General features: G+C 70.8%; 11 protein-coding genes. 4 read left to right on the top strand and 7 right to left on the bottom strand.

Going from position 1 to position 15,372, the window contains the following annotated elements; translation table 11 throughout:
- Positions 1–111: 111 nt before the first annotated feature.
- The 3 genes from ACFYW8_RS17445 to ACFYW8_RS17435 form a co-directional block, all read right to left on the bottom strand.
- Positions 112–1,752 (bottom strand): GGDEF domain-containing protein, encoded by a 1,641-nt coding sequence (locus tag ACFYW8_RS17445; protein WP_389075202.1) that lies wholly within the window; start codon positions 1,750–1,752, stop codon positions 112–114.
- A gap of 259 nt (positions 1,753–2,011) precedes the next feature.
- Positions 2,012–3,223: a lipid-transfer protein gene (locus ACFYW8_RS17440; RefSeq protein WP_389075197.1), complete on the bottom strand. Its 1,212-nt coding sequence runs from the start codon at positions 3,221–3,223 to the stop codon at positions 2,012–2,014.
- A 7-nt stretch (positions 3,224–3,230) separates the two neighbouring features.
- Entirely contained in the window at positions 3,231–3,656 is a 426-nt protein-coding gene (locus ACFYW8_RS17435) for a Zn-ribbon domain-containing OB-fold protein (protein ID WP_389076184.1), read from the bottom strand.
- Positions 3,657–3,907: 251 nt separating this feature from the next.
- Between ACFYW8_RS17435 and ACFYW8_RS17430 the strand changes: the two genes are divergently transcribed.
- Positions 3,908–4,444: an NUDIX domain-containing protein gene (locus tag ACFYW8_RS17430; RefSeq protein ID WP_365878704.1), complete on the top strand. Its 537-nt coding sequence runs from the start codon at positions 3,908–3,910 to the stop codon at positions 4,442–4,444.
- Positions 4,445–4,447: 3 nt separating this feature from the next.
- Here ACFYW8_RS17430 and ACFYW8_RS17425 read toward each other — a convergent pair whose 3' ends face one another.
- The gene (locus tag ACFYW8_RS17425) at positions 4,448–6,817 is read right to left on the bottom strand and encodes a TIM-barrel domain-containing protein (protein ID WP_389075190.1); all 2,370 of its coding nucleotides are present in this window, start codon (positions 6,815–6,817) and stop codon (positions 4,448–4,450) included.
- Positions 6,818–7,030: 213 nt separating this feature from the next.
- Here ACFYW8_RS17425 and ACFYW8_RS17420 point away from each other — a divergent pair, with 213 nt between their 5' ends.
- Positions 7,031–8,998, top strand: coding sequence for an acetoacetate--CoA ligase (locus tag ACFYW8_RS17420; RefSeq protein ID WP_389075187.1), 1,968 nt, complete (start codon positions 7,031–7,033; stop codon positions 8,996–8,998).
- Here ACFYW8_RS17420 and ACFYW8_RS17415 read toward each other — a convergent pair whose 3' ends face one another.
- Positions 8,999–10,318 carry an aminotransferase class I/II-fold pyridoxal phosphate-dependent enzyme gene (locus ACFYW8_RS17415; protein WP_389075183.1) on the bottom strand — a complete coding sequence of 440 codons (1,320 nt, stop codon included), beginning with the start codon at positions 10,316–10,318 and terminating at the stop codon, positions 8,999–9,001. It lies immediately after the preceding gene.
- A 111-nt stretch (positions 10,319–10,429) separates the two neighbouring features.
- On the opposite strand from ACFYW8_RS17415, the gene ACFYW8_RS17410 reads away from it, so the two are divergent.
- Positions 10,430–11,638, top strand: coding sequence for an MFS transporter (locus ACFYW8_RS17410; RefSeq protein ID WP_389075179.1), 1,209 nt, complete (start codon positions 10,430–10,432; stop codon positions 11,636–11,638).
- A 22-nt stretch (positions 11,639–11,660) separates the two neighbouring features.
- Positions 11,661–12,554, top strand: a complete 894-nt coding sequence (locus tag ACFYW8_RS17405; RefSeq protein WP_389075176.1) for a hypothetical protein — start codon at positions 11,661–11,663, stop codon at positions 12,552–12,554.
- 82 nt (positions 12,555–12,636) lie between these two features.
- Here the strand turns inward: ACFYW8_RS17405 and ptsP are convergent, their stop codons facing one another.
- Entirely contained in the window at positions 12,637–14,307 is a 1,671-nt protein-coding gene (ptsP, locus tag ACFYW8_RS17400) for a phosphoenolpyruvate--protein phosphotransferase (protein ID WP_389075173.1), read from the bottom strand.
- Between the two features lie 77 nt (positions 14,308–14,384).
- Positions 14,385–14,834 (bottom strand): PTS glucose transporter subunit IIA, encoded by a 450-nt coding sequence (locus ACFYW8_RS17395; RefSeq protein WP_365878690.1) that lies wholly within the window; start codon positions 14,832–14,834, stop codon positions 14,385–14,387.
- Positions 14,835–15,372 lie beyond the last annotated feature (538 nt).

Here is a 15,372-nt window from a genome sequence, read left to right as displayed (position 1 = left end):
TTCGCGGGCACGAAGACGACGCGTCGCGGAAAGGGCCGACGCCGCACGAGCGACCATTCTTGGTCAGCCGGTCAGCCGGTCAGCCGGTCAGCCGGTCAGCCGGTCAGCCGGTCAGCCGGTCAGCGTCTGCCCGTACGGCTCCATCGGCGCCCTCGCGCCGCGGCGGATCTCATGACCGGGCAGCCCCGCGCGCCCGAGCACCCAACTCGCCCCGTCCAGAGCTTTGGCGGCCTGTTTGAGGGGTGCCAGAGAGGCGGCCGCCTGCCGGTGGTCGATCACACTGCCGGGGGCGCACAGCACCGTGGCCAGCGACAGGGTGACGGCGCGGCCGCCGGCCGCCCAGGGTGCGTCGAGCACCGAGGCGGCCAGCGGGTCGAGGATGTCCGGGTCGGCGAGGACCAGGAAGTCGTCGCCGCCGATGTGCCCGACGAGCGTCGCCTCGGAGGCCGAGAACTGCAGCGCCCGCCCCACCGCCCGGATCAGCTCGTCGCCGGCTGCGAATCCCGCCCTGTCGTTGACCTGCTTGAAATGGTCGATGTCCAGCCAGCTCAGAGCGAACATCCGGCCGTCCGCGATCCGCTGGTCCACCTCCCCGGTGATCGCGTCCGAACCGGGCAGCCGGGTCAGCGGGTTGAGCCCCGCAGCCTCCTCGACCCGGTTCTCGGACAGCGCCCGTACGAGGTCCGCGAGGCGTACGACCCCGACACACCGCCCGTGCCGGTCGACGACCGCGACATCGTCGGACGTACGGCCCCGGTCCCCGTCCGCGACGACGTCGAGCACCTCCCAGGCCGTGGCGTCGACGCCGACCGTGCGTGGTGGATCACCGAGCTTGGAGGCGGGCCGATCGGCGTACAGCGCGTGCCCGTAGGGCCCGGACATCGCCAACAGGAACCGTGACCGGTGCACCGAGCGGACCAGCTTCCCGGACGGGTCCACGAGCAACACCCCGGACACGTCGGGCGAACCGGTGAGCAGCGCCCTGACCTGTCCCGCCGACGCGGTGGTCGGCAGCAGCGCGGCCGGGCGTACGAACTGCCGTACGGACGGTCCGGACCGGGGCGTGCTGCGGACGCCGGGCGACAGCGCCGGAACGTATACGTCCGCCGAGGGCAGCCGGGCGGGCGGCGCGAACAGTTCGCCCTGCGCGAGCTGCGCACCCGCGGACACCGCGGCGGCGCACTGCAGTTCCGTCTCGACCCCTTCGACGGACAGCAGCGCACCCAGTTGTTCGCACAGCGTCCGCATCGCCCGCACCGCGGCGGGCCGCGACAGCAGGGACACGTCGAGCTTCATCAGCTCGGGCGCCAGATCCGTGAGCAGGCGCAGGGGCACGTCACCGTCGCCGATGCCGTCCGCGCAGATCCGGAAGCCCTCGCCGCGAACCGCTGCCACAGCCTCCAGCAGGGCGTGCTGCGGCACGTGCGTGTATGGCGGGCCGATGTCGACGGTGACCTCCCAGGGCAGCCGTCCGGCTTCCCGCACCTCGTTCCGCAGTGCCGAGAGCCCGCCGAGGTCGGCCAGGGTGCCGGCGAACACGTTGACGTGCAGGGGGAGGAGCGTCTCCTTGCGGGTGGCGGCCCGGATCGCCAACGCGGCCAGCCGACCGTCGAGTTCGGGGTCGCGGCGGGCCTGCGCCAGGATGTCGCCGGACTCCGGACGGGCGAGTATCTCCAGCGCCGTGACCCCTCCGGTCGTCAGATTGACGACCGGCTGGAAGGCGAAGCGGACAATATCCGTCCAGGAGGGCACCACAGCATGGTGCCGCCGTCGGCCTACGCCGGTGGGCGATTCATGAGGTGTTCACGCACGATTCCCGGTTCGTCACAATGGGTGTACGGGAGCTCGGACGAGCCGCGCGCACCTCCCTGCCGAAACCGGTTCGATCGCAGGGTCGCCCGAGTGGCACGGGGCGCAAGGGGCGCAAGGGGCGCAAGGGGTCAACCCCAGGATCCGTGGAAAGCGGACCGGTCCACCGAATCCCCCCGGCCGGGCGCGGAGCGCCACGGCGCTACCGCACCGCCACGACCGAAGAGCCATGTCCGAACAGCCCCTGGTTAGCGGTGATCCCCACCCGTGCCCCGGCGACCTGTCGGTCACCCGCGCCGCCCCGCAACTGCCACGTCAGCTCGCACACCTGGGCGATGGCCTGGGCCGGAACGGCCTCTCCGAAGGAAGCGAGCCCGCCGCTGACGTTCACCGGTATGCGCCCGCCGAGTGCCGTCACGCCTTCGCGCAGCAGTTTGGCGGCTTCGCCCTCCCCGCAGAGCCCGAGGTCCTCGTACCACTGCAGTTCCAGGGCGGTCGACAGGTCGTACACCTCGGCGAACGAGAGATCCTCCGGTCCGATGCCCGCCTCCTCGTAGGCCGCCTGAGCGATGGACGACCGAAACGTGCCGGCCGGGGGTTCCACGGCGACCGCGGAATCGGTGGCGATGTCCGGCAGATCGAGCACGGTGTTGGGATATCGCGGCGTCACGGTCGACACGGCGCGGATCCGCACCGGCTCGGACGGCCCGTGCCGGCGGGCGAAGTCCATCCCGGCCAGCACCACGGCGGCGCCTCCGTCGGAGGTCGCGCAGATGTCGAGCAGCCGCAGCGGATCGGCGACCACGGCCGACGCGGCGACCTCTTCGGCCGTGACCCGCTTGCGGTAGCGCGCCTTGGGGTTGAGAGCGCCCAGGGTCGCGTTCTTCACCTTGACCTGGGCGAAGTCCTCCGGAGTGTCGCCGTACAGGGCCATTCGGCGCCGCGCGTACAGCCCGAAATACGTCGGATTCGTCGCCCCGAGGACTCGGAAGCGCAGCCAGTCCGGATCGTCCGGACGGTCCCCGCCGACGGGGCGGAAGAATCCCTTGGGCGCCGCGTCCGCACCCACCACGAGGACCACCTTCGCGAGGCCTGAGAGGATCTGCGCACGCGCCGTGCAGAGTGCCTGCGCCCCCGAGGCGCACGCCGCGTACACGCTTGCGACGCGGGCTCCCTGCCACCCCAGTGCCTTCGCGAACGCCGCCCCCGCCACGTACCCCGGATAGCCTCCGCGCACGGTGTCGGCGCCCACGATCGAGTCGACGTCCCGCCAGTCGATTCCCGCGTCCTTCAGTGCGGCGCGCGCCGCCGCGACCCCGTACTCGACGAAACTCCGCCCCCACTTGCCCCAGGGGTGCATTCCCACACCGAGAACCGCCACATCACCGGTCACGCCGTCACCCCCGTCCGCCATGTGCTCTTCATCCCGTCGCTCCTGTCGGCCGCCAGTGCCACGTCGTCCAGGTCGTCTCCGTGCCCTCGTGCAGCACACCGGGGACGACCTCCACCTCCATGCCCACCGTCAGATCGGCGACGGTGATCCCGGGAGCTGCCTGGCCGAGAACCACGAGGCGCTCGGATGCCAGCTCCACAGCAATCAACGCGAAGGGCTCCCACGAGAGTTCCGGGTCGGTCACATAGGGTGACGGGGGCCGGTACCGGCTGTCGGTGTAGGACCAGACACGGCCACGGCGGGACAACGCCACCTCGGCCAAATCGTCCCCCGTACACCCCGGATTGCGGCAGAAGGCGTCCTCGCGGGGGAAGAAGACCGAGGTGCACGCCGAGCAACGTGTGCCGAGCAGACGGAAGTCGTTCCCTTCCCCGGTGAACCACCTGGCGACCACAGGTGTGCGTGTGTGTGACAAGGTCCCTCCACGACACTGGATCTGACGGAACGTCAGAAGTGTGTCACGCGCCACGGGAATTGGGCAGGGCGTCCGGGCGAACCAACGGGCGCCCCCGGGCGTCTGAGTACCTGCCGGGGGGCCGGGGCTCACGGGGGTGGTTCCGGCCCCCGTCCTGGCCTCCCCGCCTCCGCCACCCCATCCGGTCCGTCCTGAAGACGTCCGAAGGGTGATCCGCTACAGTCCGCGGCGTGTCCGAAACCCCGCACCCACCCGCCGACTTCGCGCCCGATTCGCACTGCTCGAGCTGTGGTGCCCGTCACGGAGAGAGCATCTCCGGCTGGCCCCGCACCTGTGCCGCCTGCGGCACGGTCGCCTACCGCAACCCGCTGCCGGTCGCGGTGGCCCTGCAACCCGTCTACGACGACAGGGGCGCGGCCCTGGTCGTCATCACCCGGACCATCGCCCCCGCGCGTGGGGGCGTCGCCCTGCCCGGGGGGTTCATCGACCACCGGGAGGACTGGCGGCACGCCGTCGTGCGCGAGCTCAAGGAGGAGACGGGCATCGACGTGGCGAGCAGGGAAGTCCGGCTCGCCGACGCGATGAGCTCTCCCGCGGGCCATCTGCTGCTCTTCGGGCTCCTCCCGGAGCGCCCCGCCGCCGAACTGCCCCGGTCGGCGGCCACCGACGAGACGGAAGGCTGGCATCTGCTGCGCCGGCCGGCCGAACTCGCCTTCCCGCTCCATACCCTGGCGGTCCGAGCGTGGTTCGAGGGACGGTACATCTGAACGTCAGCGCGCCCCCAGACCCCGCACCCGCAGGGGATACGGCGGCTCGCTGAGGCCTCCTTGGCCGCCCGCCCGTCGCACCACCAGCTCGTCCCCTTCCCAGCGGGTCACATAGCGCTCGGCCTCCGGTTCGTCCCAGCCGTCGCCCGCGTCCGGGACGACGAGCCCACCTCCGCTGCGCCCCCGCGCGGGCGCCCACGCCTCCAGCTCCAGACCACCGTCGGCGCCGAGCACGGGCAGGAGGGTACCGGCCCGCGCGAACACCGGGATACGCGACAAGGGGGCGTCGACCAGGACCTGCGCCGGCCCCTCGTACGCCTTCTCGGTGACCGTGTCGTACCAACGCCCCCGCGGCAGTTGCACCGGCCGCCGCACCGCCCCGTGGTCCAGTACCGGCGCCACGAGAAGGCTGTCGCCCAGCAGGAAGGCGTCCTCGCAGTCGCGCAACGCCCGGTCCTCCGGATTGCCCCACCACAGCGGGCGGACATACGGGGCACCCGTGCGGCGCGCCAGATGCGCCAGGGTCATGAAGTACGGGAGCAGCCGCCGCCGTTCGACGAGCGCCACGCGCGCGTGCGCCAGCACCTCGTCACCGAACTCCCAGGGCTCCCTGCGCCCGGCTCGCAGGCTCGCGTGAGTACGGAACAGCGGGAGGTACGCTCCGAGCTGGAACCACCGCAGATAGAGCTCGGGCGACGGGCTGCCGTCGAAGCCGCCCACGTCAGGTCCCGAATACGGCACCCCGCACAGCCCGAGCCCCATCACCAGGGACAACGACGCCCGCAAGCCGGGCCAGCCCGTGGCCACGTCCCCGGACCAGGCCCCTCCGTAGCGCTGCAGTCCCGCCCACCCGGAACGCGAGAAGAGGAACGGCCGCTCCGTGGGCGCGAGTTCCCGCAGTCCCTCGTAGGCGGCCCGGGCCATGCCCAGCGCGTACACGTTGTGCGCCTCGCGGTGGTCACCGCCGCGGCCCTCCAGGGAGTGCCGGGAGGAGCGCGGCAGTGTCGACTCCCCGAAGGCCGTGAACGACGTCGGCTCGTTCATGCCGTGCCAGAACCCCGCGAACCCCTGTGCGAGCCGCTCCTCGTAGAGCCCGCCCCACCACGCGCGTGCCCGCGCGTCCGTGAAGTCCGGATACACGGACTCTCCGGGCCATACGACCCCCCGTACAAGCTGTCCCGAGGCATCCCGCACAAAGGCGTCCTCGGCGAGACCGCTGTCGTACACGGCGTTGCCCGGCTCGGCCTTGACCGCCGGGCCGATGACGGACACCAGACGGATTCCGTCGCGCCGCAGCTCCTCCGCGAGCACGGGAAGCTTCGGGAAGGCGTCGCGATCGACCGTGAACACCTGGTGGGCGTCGTAGTGGTCGATGTCCAGATGTACGGCGTCGAGCGGCAGGCCGCGCTCCTGATAGCCCGCCACGATCCTGCGCACCTCCTGCTCGCCGCCGAAGCCCCACCGCGCGTGCTGGTAGCCCAGGGCCCATCCGGGCGGCAGCGCGGCGGCGCCGGTCAGCGACGCCCAGGAATGCAGCACGCGCGCGGGAGTCCCCACCATCACCCAGCAGCGCAGCGGGCCGCCGTCCATGCGCAGTTCGCACGATCCGGCCCGGTCGTGCCCGGAGCCGGCGCCCTCCTTGCCCTCGTGCAATGTCACGGTGCCGTCCCACGAGGTGTCGTGGAACACGAGATGTGTGGCCGCGTCGGCCACCACCATCTGCACGGGCATCGTGAGATACAGCGGATCGTCGCCCGGCCCGAAAGCCTGTCCGGGGTCCGTGTTCCACAGCCGGTACGTCCCGTCCCCCAGCCGGGTACCCGCCGCACGTCCGCCGAGACCGAAGAAGCGGGCGTCGGCCGCCACTTCGGAGCGCTGCATCCAGCGCGCCACGCCGCCGTCGACAGGCTCCCACCACCGGGGCGGCAGATCGCGACGCAGGATCACCCCACCGGGGGTAAGCACCTGGACCGAGCCGTGCCGTGAGACCACGACCGTGACCCGCTCGGCCACGACCCGCCAGCCGCCGTCCTTGTCGGGCTCCAGCACGGCCCGCGGGTCCGGCTCGGGGCAGCGGCCCGCGAGGGCGTACGACGGCTCCGGCGCGACCGCGTCCCAGCCCCAGAACACCGCTCCGCCCACCGTGACCGTGATCCGCAGCTCCGAGCGGGTGAAGCGGACGACTCCGCCGCCGGGGCCCGGCTCCACACCGAGCACTGGCCCGGGAACGCGTGCCCGCTCGGCGCCCCGCTGCGGCAACCCGCTGGCGTCGGCACGCCTCCTACGCCACGCGGCCCGCACTGTGAGCAACCCCTGAGTGGCACCCCCCGAGCCGACCGCTTTCACCGAACGCACCAGGTCACGACCGTCCATGCTGCTCACCCTGCCACTACGGACGCCCGAAGAGTGAGCCGTTCAACTGCCGTTCACCTGTAGTGACGCCACATCTTCATGTCGCCGACTATGTGCGGCGTGCCCTGGTGCAGAAGTCGATCACATGGCATCGTCCGTGTCAGCCGCGTGACGCGCACACCCCCGCTCGTGCGCGACCGACGCACACGACGCGCACAGCCCGGGAGCCGCCCCATGTCCACCACGAACCCCTCACCGCTCTGGCAGCCCACCGACGAGGTCATCGCCCAGGCGCAGGTCACGAAGTTCCAGGCCTGGGCGGCCGAACGCCACGGAGCCCCGTCCGACGGCGGCTACGCGGCCCTGCACCGCTGGTCGGTCGACGAGCTGGACACGTTCTGGAAAGCCGTCACCGAGTGGTTCGACGTACGGTTTTCGACCCCCTACGCGTGCGTGCTCGGCGACCGCTCCATGCCCGGCGCCGCATGGTTCCCCGGAGGGTCCCTCAACTACGCGGAGCACGCCCTGCGCGCAGCGCAGACCCGCGCGGACGAACCGGCCCTCCTGTATGTCGACGAGACCCACGAGGCCGTTCCCGTGACCTGGTCCGACCTGCGCCGCCAGGTCGGCTCCCTGGCCGCCGAACTGCGCACCCTCGGCGTACGCCCGGGAGACCGCGTCAGCGGCTACCTCCCGAACATCCCCCAGGCCGTGGTCGCCCTGCTCGCCACAGCCGCCGTCGGCGGTGTCTGGACGTCCTGCGCCCCCGACTTCGGCGCCCGCAGCGTCCTCGACCGCTTCCAGCAGATCGAACCCGTGGTCCTGTTCACCGTCGACGGCTACCGCTACGGCGGCAAGGAGCACGACCGCCGTGACACGGTCGCCGAACTGCGCCGTGAACTGCCCACCCTGCGCGCCGTCGTGCACATCCCGCTGCTGGGCACCGAGGCACCCGAGGGCGCCCTGGACTGGTCGGCCCTGACCTCCGCCGACGTGGAGCCCGTCTTCGAGCAGGTGCCCTTCGACCACCCCCTGTGGGTGCTCTACTCCTCCGGCACGACCGGCCTCCCCAAGGCCATCGTCCAGTCCCAGGGCGGCATCCTCGTCGAACACCTCAAGCAGCTCGGCCTGCACTGCGACCTGGGCCCCGAGGACCGCTTCTTCTGGTACACGTCCACCGGCTGGATGATGTGGAACTTCCTCGTCTCCGGCCTGCTCACGGGCACCACGATCGTGCTCTACGACGGCAGCCCCGGGTACCCGGACACGGGCGCCCAGTGGCGCATCGCCGAACGTACCGGAGCGACCCTCTACGGGACGTCCGCCGCCTACGTCATGGCGTGCCGGAAGGCGGGCGTCCACCCCTCGCGCGACTTCGACCTCAGCCGCGTGCGCTGCGTCGCCACCACCGGCTCGCCGCTGCCGCCCGACGGATTCCGCTGGCTGCACGACGAGGTCCGCGACGACCTGTGGATCGCCTCCGTCAGCGGCGGCACCGATGTCTGCTCCTGCTTCGCCGGAGCGGTTCCGACACTCCCCGTGTACATCGGCGAGCTCCAGGCCGCCGGCCTCGGCACCGACCTCCAGTCCTGGGACCCCAGCGGAAAACCCCTCACCGACGAGGTCGGCGAACTGGTCGTCACCAACCCGATGCCGTCGATGCCGATCCGCTTCTGGAACGACCCCGACGGCAGCCGCTATCACGACAGTTACTTCGACACATATCCCGGAGTGTGGCGCCACGGCGACTGGATCACCGTCACCTCACGAGGCTCGGTCGTCATCCACGGCCGCTCCGATTCGACGCTCAACCGGCAGGGCGTCCGGATGGGCTCGGCCGACATCTACGAAGCCGTAGAGCGTCTCCCCGAGATCAAGGAGTCGCTCGTCATCGGCGTCGAGCAGCCCGACGGCGGCTACTGGATGCCGCTCTTCGTCCACCTCGCCCCCGGAGCAGTCCTGGACGAGGCTCTCCTGAACCGCATCAAGAAGACCATCCGCGAACAGCTCTCCCCCCGCCACGTCCCCGACGAGGTCATCGAGGTACCCGGAGTGCCGCACACCCTGACCGGCAAGCGCATCGAGGTACCGGTCAAGCGCCTACTCCAGGGCGCCCCCATGGAGAAGGCCGTCAACGTCGGTTCCGTGGACAACGTCGAACTCCTGCGCTTCTACGAAGAGCTGGCCCGCGAGCGCGGCTGATCAGCCCCCGTAGGTGGCCTCGGACTCGCCGAGCACAGCCGCGAAGTCCGAGGCCAGGCGCACTGCGTCGGCGGGTGAGAGTTCCGCGACCGAGATGCGTACTCCGGGCGCGGCCGAGGTCCTGAAGCGCGCGCCCGCCGCGACCCACCATCCGTACGAACGCAGCCCGTTCACGACGGCGGACTCGTCCCGCACGGGTACCCAGACGTTGATCCCGCTCATGCCGTGGGCCGTCGTGCCGCGGTCGGCGAGTTCACGGCGCAGCGCGTTCCGGCGCAGCGCGTAGGTCTCCTGGGCGCGTGCCACCAACGCGCGCGTGCTCTCGTCCGTCATCAGCCCGTGCACCGTCTCCTGCAGCAGATGACTGACCCAGCCCGACGTGAGCAGCAGGCGCCCGTCGTGCCGGGCCAGGGTCGTCGGATCACAGGCCGCCGCCGCCCACCGCAGATCGGTCCCCAGGAACTTGCTCACCGTGCGCACGTGGACCCAGCGGTTCAGACCGCCCGAGGCCAGGGTGTGCAGGGGCGCGTCAGCGACCGACGACGCATGATCGTTCTCCACGACCAGCACATCTGGTGCCGCCTGGAGCACGTCCACGAGCGCGTCCCGCCGTTCCCTTGAGAAGCTGCCGCCGCAGGGATTCTGCGCCCGCGGGCTGCACACCACCGCGCGTACCCCCGCCCGTAGAGCCGCTCGCAAGGCCTCCGGGCGGATGCCCTGGTCGTCCACCGCGACCGGAACCGTGCGCAGTCCCAGCGCCGGGACCAGATCGAGCAGATGGTGATAGCCGGGATCCTCCATCGCGACCGCGTCCCCCGGACGCAGCTCCACCGACAGCAGCCGACCGATCAGATCCAGCGCGCCATGAGCGAACGTCACGTGCTCAGCCGGCACTTCGTCGGGCTCCAGCCAGTCGCGCACCGCCCCCTCGAGCCGCGCCAGGCGGGGCGTAGCGCGATGCGAGCGCGCCCCCGGGGAAAGCCGCGACGGCGGCACCAGCAGGGGAAGCAGCGCGGGGTCCGGATGTCCGCCCGCCAGGTCGCGCAGCCCGTCCGGAACGCGCGGCGGCCGACGTGACGCCACCGCGGGCGCGGCAGCGACCACGGTCCCGCCGCGCCCGCGGGTCACCACGATCGCGCGCTGCCGAAGTTCCTTGTACGCCGTCGCGACCGTCCCCGGGCTCACACCGAGCCGGTCGGCCAGGCCGCGCACCGGGGGGAGCGCCGTGCCCGGCTCCAAGGCGCCTTCAGCCACGCCGCGTTCGACGGACGCGGCAATTCCCTTGGCCGTCGTACCGCTGATCCAATATTGTTCTGCCACGAAGCAAAGTATGTATCAATACATACTTCGGGGCAAGGGGGAGCAGTGGGTCCGACACGTCGCGCAGCCACACGGCCGATACGCGTTCCAGGAGGTCCCGACGGCCGAAGAATGCTCTGGATCACCCTGATCGACCGCGTCGGCAGCGGGCTGTGGGCATCCGTCTCCGTCCTGTACTTCACCTACGTAGCCGGTCTCTCGGTCGCACAGATCGGCACTCTCGTGGCGGCGGCGGGAGTCGTCGGCATCGCCGGCCCACCCCTCGGCGGGCGCATCGCCGACCGCCTGCCGCTCACCCGCGTCCTGATCGCGCTCCAGCTCCTGCGCGCCCTCGCCTCCTTCGCGCTGCTGACCACCGACAACTACGCCCTTCTCGTGGTCTTCTCCGCCGCGGGCAGTTTCGGCGACCGTGCCGCGAGCGTCCTGACCAAGCTCTACGCCACCCGCGTCTCGGGATCCGGCCGAGTCCGCTACCAAGCCGTCAACCGCACCGTCGCCAATGCCGGTTGGGCACTGGGAGGCCTCGTCGCGGCCGGCGCCCTCACCATCGGGACCGCCACCGCGTACCAATGGCTGCTCGCGGGCGACGCCCTCTCGTTCGTGGCCGTCGCCCTCGCGACCGCCCGCTGTGGCGAACCGCCCTCGGCCACCCGCACGATCACCACATCGAAGGCCCCGGTCCCAGCGGCACGACCCGCCAGTCCCTGGCGCGACCGCACGTACCTCGCGTACGTCGCCACCGAGACCGTCCTCTGCCTCGACGACGCCGTGTTCAAGGTCGGCCTGCCGCTGTGCATCGCCCACTCCGACCGGGTTCCCCACGGCCTCGCGCCGCTGCTGATGGTCCTCAACAACGTGATGGTCGTGGTCCTCCAGGTCCCCCTGGCCCGATTCGGCGCCACAACGGCCGCGGCCCGAACGCTGCTCCTCCCGCTCTCCGCCTTCTTCGGCCTCGGAGGCGTCGCCATGGCCCTCTCGGCCGAGGGCGGAGTCGTGGCCGTGACCCTCTCCCTGACCGCGGCCGCCACCACTTTCACGGTTGCGGAGATGCTCCACGCCGCTGTCTCCTGGGAGCTCTCAGTAGCCCTCGCCCCGGACACCGCGCAGGGCGCCTACCTCGGCGTCCACGGACTGGCGCAGGCCGGGCAACGCAGCATCGGACCACTCGCCGTGACTGCGGCTATCGCCACCGGCCCCCTCGGCTGGACCTTCTTCGGCACGACCATAGCCATGACCTGCATCTTTCAGCATCGCCTTGTGCGTGACCGGCTCTCCCGCCCCGCGCTGTCAGTGCCAACCATTACTGTGAGTGAGCATTGATCGACTGTGCACAGGGGGAAACATGGCGCACACCCAGCACCACACCATGCGACGCGTCCTGCGCCGCGAAATCGCCGGCACCATCGGCCTGCTGACCGACGAACAGGACTTCCGGGCGATGCGGCGCTACCGCACCTTCGCCTTCGACGACCACACGACCTATCTCAGGCAGGTCGAAGCCCTGCTGAAGACCCTCGCGGCTCAGGGCGGTCACACAACGGTGGCACTCTTCGACCCCGAGGAGTACGCCGAATACTGCGCCGGAAGCGGCCTGGAACCCGACACCCCGGCCAGCCGTACCCTCTTCACCGCGCAACTGGCAGCGACCGGTCCCACCGTTCCCTACGACGGACAACCCCTTGACGAGCTGGTCCCGGACCTCGTCGACGAAGCGGTCCGCCGAGCCACCTGGGAGTACGCGACCACGCTTCTGGCCCGCATCGGCACCTGCGCGACCTGCGGCGAGGACATCGGCCGCGCCTCCTTCATCCGCGCCGCCCACCTCCTCACCCGCGTCGTCGACACCGCGGGCCCGGGAGACCTCCACCTGGTGTGCAGCGTCTCGACAGCACCCGACACGATCGTGGCCGTACTCCGGGCGGAGAGCCGCACCGAAGGCGCCACACGCCTCGACGAATCCGAGGCCCTCGAATTCACCACCGTCCTGGCCCTCGGCATCGCCACCCGGAGCGCCGCCGGACTCGTCATGCGCACCACCACACGCGACGCCACCGACCGTGTCTACGGATGGCGCCTGCGCGGCGACGACCTGGAGCCCCTCACCGCCGGGGAGGTGTTCGACGCCTACTGCACCGACCTCGAATCCGGCGATCTGGTCTCCCCGGAATCAGGCGTCGACTACTGCGTACCGCCCGACCTCGGAGACGAGGGAAAGAGGACGGGCCACACGCACTGAACGTGAAAGGGGCGCCCCATCCGCAGATGGAGCGCCCCTCCGCACCACGAACCGCCGCCACTCGGCGGTCGGCGCCGGCCGACTACTCGCCGGACAGCACCGCCTGCGCCGCCGTGCGCGCCTCGTCCGCCGTGTCCGAGGCACGTGCAGCCGAGGCCGCGCGTTCGCACTGGGCCAACGTGTACTTCGCCAGCGTGGACCTCACGTAGGGGATCGACGCGGCACCCATCGACAGGGAGGTGACGCCCAGACCGGTCAGCACACAGGCGAGCAGCGGGTCGGACGCGGCCTCACCGCAGACACCACAGCTCTTGCCCTCGGCCTTCGCCGCTTCGGCGGAGAGCGCGACCAGGTCGAGGAGCGCGGGCTGCCACGGGTCCTGCAGCCGGGACACCGCGCCCACCTGGCGGTCCGCAGCGAACGTGTACTGCGCGAGGTCGTTGGTCCCCAGGGAGAGGAACTCGACCTCCTGCAGAATCGACCGCGCCCGCAGCGCGGCCGACGGGATCTCCACCATCGCGCCGAACTTCGCCCGCAGCCCCGCCGCACGGCATGCGTCCGCGAACGCCTTGGCGTCCGTACGGTCCGCGACCATAGGAGCCATCACTTCGAGATAGACCGGCAGCCCCTCCGCGGCCTTCGCGAGAGCGGTGAGCTGTGTACGCAGCACATCGGGGTGGTCGAGCAGCGAACGCAGACCGCGCACGCCGAGCGCGGGATTCGGCTCGTCGGCCGGAGTCAGGAAGTCCAGCGGCTTGTCCGCGCCCGCGTCGAGCACCCGCACCACGACACGGCCCTCGGGGAAGGCTTCGAGCACCTGGCGGTACGCCTCGACCTGCTTCTCCTCGGACGGAGCCTGCTTACTGTCGTCGAGAAAGAGGAATTCGGTACGGAACAGACCGACGCCCTCGGCACCGGCCTCCACGGCTGCAGGTACGTCCGCCGGACCGCCGACGTTGGCCAGCAACGGCACCTTGTGTCCGTCGGAGGTGGCACCCGGACCCGTCGAGGCGGACAGTGACGCCTTGCGCTGGGCCGCCGCAGACTCGAGCTGCGCCTTCTTCTCCGCGCTCGGCTCCACGAAGATCTCACCGGTGCTGCCGTCCACGGCGATCACGGTGCCTTCGGCGAGTTCACCGGCACCAGGGAGCGCCACGACGGCCGGTACACCGAGCGCACGCGCCAGGATCGCGCTGTGGCTGGTCGGGCCGCCCTCCTCCGTGACGAAGCCGAGGACCAGGGTGGGGTCCAGCAGGGCGGTGTCGGCGGGTGCGAGGTCACGGGCGATGAGGACGTAGGGCTCGTCGCTGTCCGGGACACCCGGCATGGGGACGCCGAGCAGCCGAGCGACGATACGGTTCCGCACGTCGTCGAGATCGGCCACGCGTCCGGCGAGGTACTCACCGGCGCCGGCCAGCAGCGCCCGGTACGCGGCCAGCGCGTCGTAGACCGCACGCTCGGCCGTGCTGCCGACGGCGATCCGCCGGTCCACATCCGCCATCAGTTCGGGGTCCTGGGCCATCATTGCCTGGGCTTCGAGTACCGCCTGGGCTTCGCCCCCCGCCAGATTGCCGCGCGCAATCAGGTCGGCCGCCACAGCCTCCACGGCCTTGCGGGCGCGTCCCTGTTCGCGCGCCGCGTCCTCCGCCGGGATCTGCTTGGCAGGCGGTTCGAGAACCGCCGTCCCCATGTGCCGAACCTCGCCGATCGCCACACCGTGGCTCACGCCGACGCCTCGCAGCGTTGTCTCCATCTCACCCGTCTCCGATAGTGCGGCGGGTATCGCCGCCGTGATGGTTGTCGAACGCGCCGTCCAGGACGGCGTTGAAGTCACTGCCAGCCGAAGAGCTCGTCGCCGGCCTTCACGTCGCCGTCGTCGCGAACGCCGGAGAGGGAGTCCGCCGTGGCTTCGAGGGCCACGACCGGGCACACCGGGGATTTGCCGGCCGCCTCGACGGCGGCGGGGTTCCACCGCACGATGCTCTGGCCGCGCGTCACGGTGTCCCCCTTGTTGACGAGCAGCTCGAAGCCCTCGCCATTGAGCTGCACGGTGTCGATGCCCAGGTGCGTGAGCACGCCGTGGCCCTCGCCGTCGACGACGACGAACGCGTGCGGGTGAAGGGAGACGATCACTCCGTCCACGGGAGCGACAGCCTCCGAGGGCTCACGCACGGGGTCGATCGCCGTGCCGGGGCCGACCATCGCTCCGGAGAACACGGGGTCCGGTACGGCGACGAGTCCGATGGCGCGTCCTGCGAGAGGGGACGTCACGGTGGTCATGGGGAGCCTCCGAGGGGTGGAGATCTATACGGGCCGTCACTGCCTGTCTGTCCCGGACAGCGCACTGTTGAGCAGGGTATGTCATATGAAGTGCCGGTTCCGTGCGAGAGGTCCCGGTTGGTGCCGTAGAGGAGCAGGGCAAACGATTTGCGCCTGCTCCCGCACCCCATGTAGAGTCGTACTCCTGCTTGAGGCTGAGCGGCGTGACCAAGCGTCGTTGCCCGGCAGCACCCAACTTGTCAGATCCTATCTCGGGGTCTCCTTCTGCATGTCTGCGGGACGGTGATCAGTGAGACGGAAAAGCACTGATAGAGTTGGGGTCGCTGGAAAGGGAAACGCGAAAGCGGATTACCTGGAAAGCACCGAGGAAATCGGGCCCGAAAGGTTCTGATAGAGTCGGACTCGCCGGAAAGGGAAACGCGGAAGCGGGAACCTGGAAAGCGCCGAGGAAATCGGATACGGAAACGGTCTGATAGAGTCGGAAACGCAAGACCGAAGGGAAGCGCCCGGAGGAAAGCCCGAGAGGGTGAGTACAAAG

Source organism: Streptomyces sp. NPDC002742 (genome assembly GCF_042888885.1).
GTDB lineage: Bacteria > Actinomycetota > Actinomycetes > Streptomycetales > Streptomycetaceae > Streptomyces.
This window is presented reverse-complemented; position numbering and strand designations above follow the sequence as displayed.

Bases quoted from the DNA above. Each gene is read 5' to 3' on its own strand.
- ACFYW8_RS17425 (WP_389075190.1), bottom strand. From the start codon at position 6,817: ATGGACGGTCGTGACCTGGTGCGTTCGGTGAAAGCGGTCGGCTCGGGG.
- ACFYW8_RS17410 (WP_389075179.1), top strand. From the start codon at position 10,430: ATGCTCTGGATCACCCTGATCGACCGCGTCGGCAGCGGGCTGTGGGCA.
- ptsP (WP_389075173.1), bottom strand. From the start codon at position 14,307: ATGGAGACAACGCTGCGAGGCGTCGGCGTGAGCCACGGTGTGGCGATC.
- ACFYW8_RS17420 (WP_389075187.1), top strand. From the start codon at position 7,031: ATGTCCACCACGAACCCCTCACCGCTCTGGCAGCCCACCGACGAGGTC.
- ACFYW8_RS17405 (WP_389075176.1), top strand. From the start codon at position 11,661: ATGGCGCACACCCAGCACCACACCATGCGACGCGTCCTGCGCCGCGAA.
- ACFYW8_RS17440 (WP_389075197.1), bottom strand. From the start codon at position 3,223: ATGGCGGACGGGGGTGACGGCGTGACCGGTGATGTGGCGGTTCTCGGT.
- ACFYW8_RS17395 (WP_365878690.1), bottom strand. From the start codon at position 14,834: ATGACCACCGTGACGTCCCCTCTCGCAGGACGCGCCATCGGACTCGTC.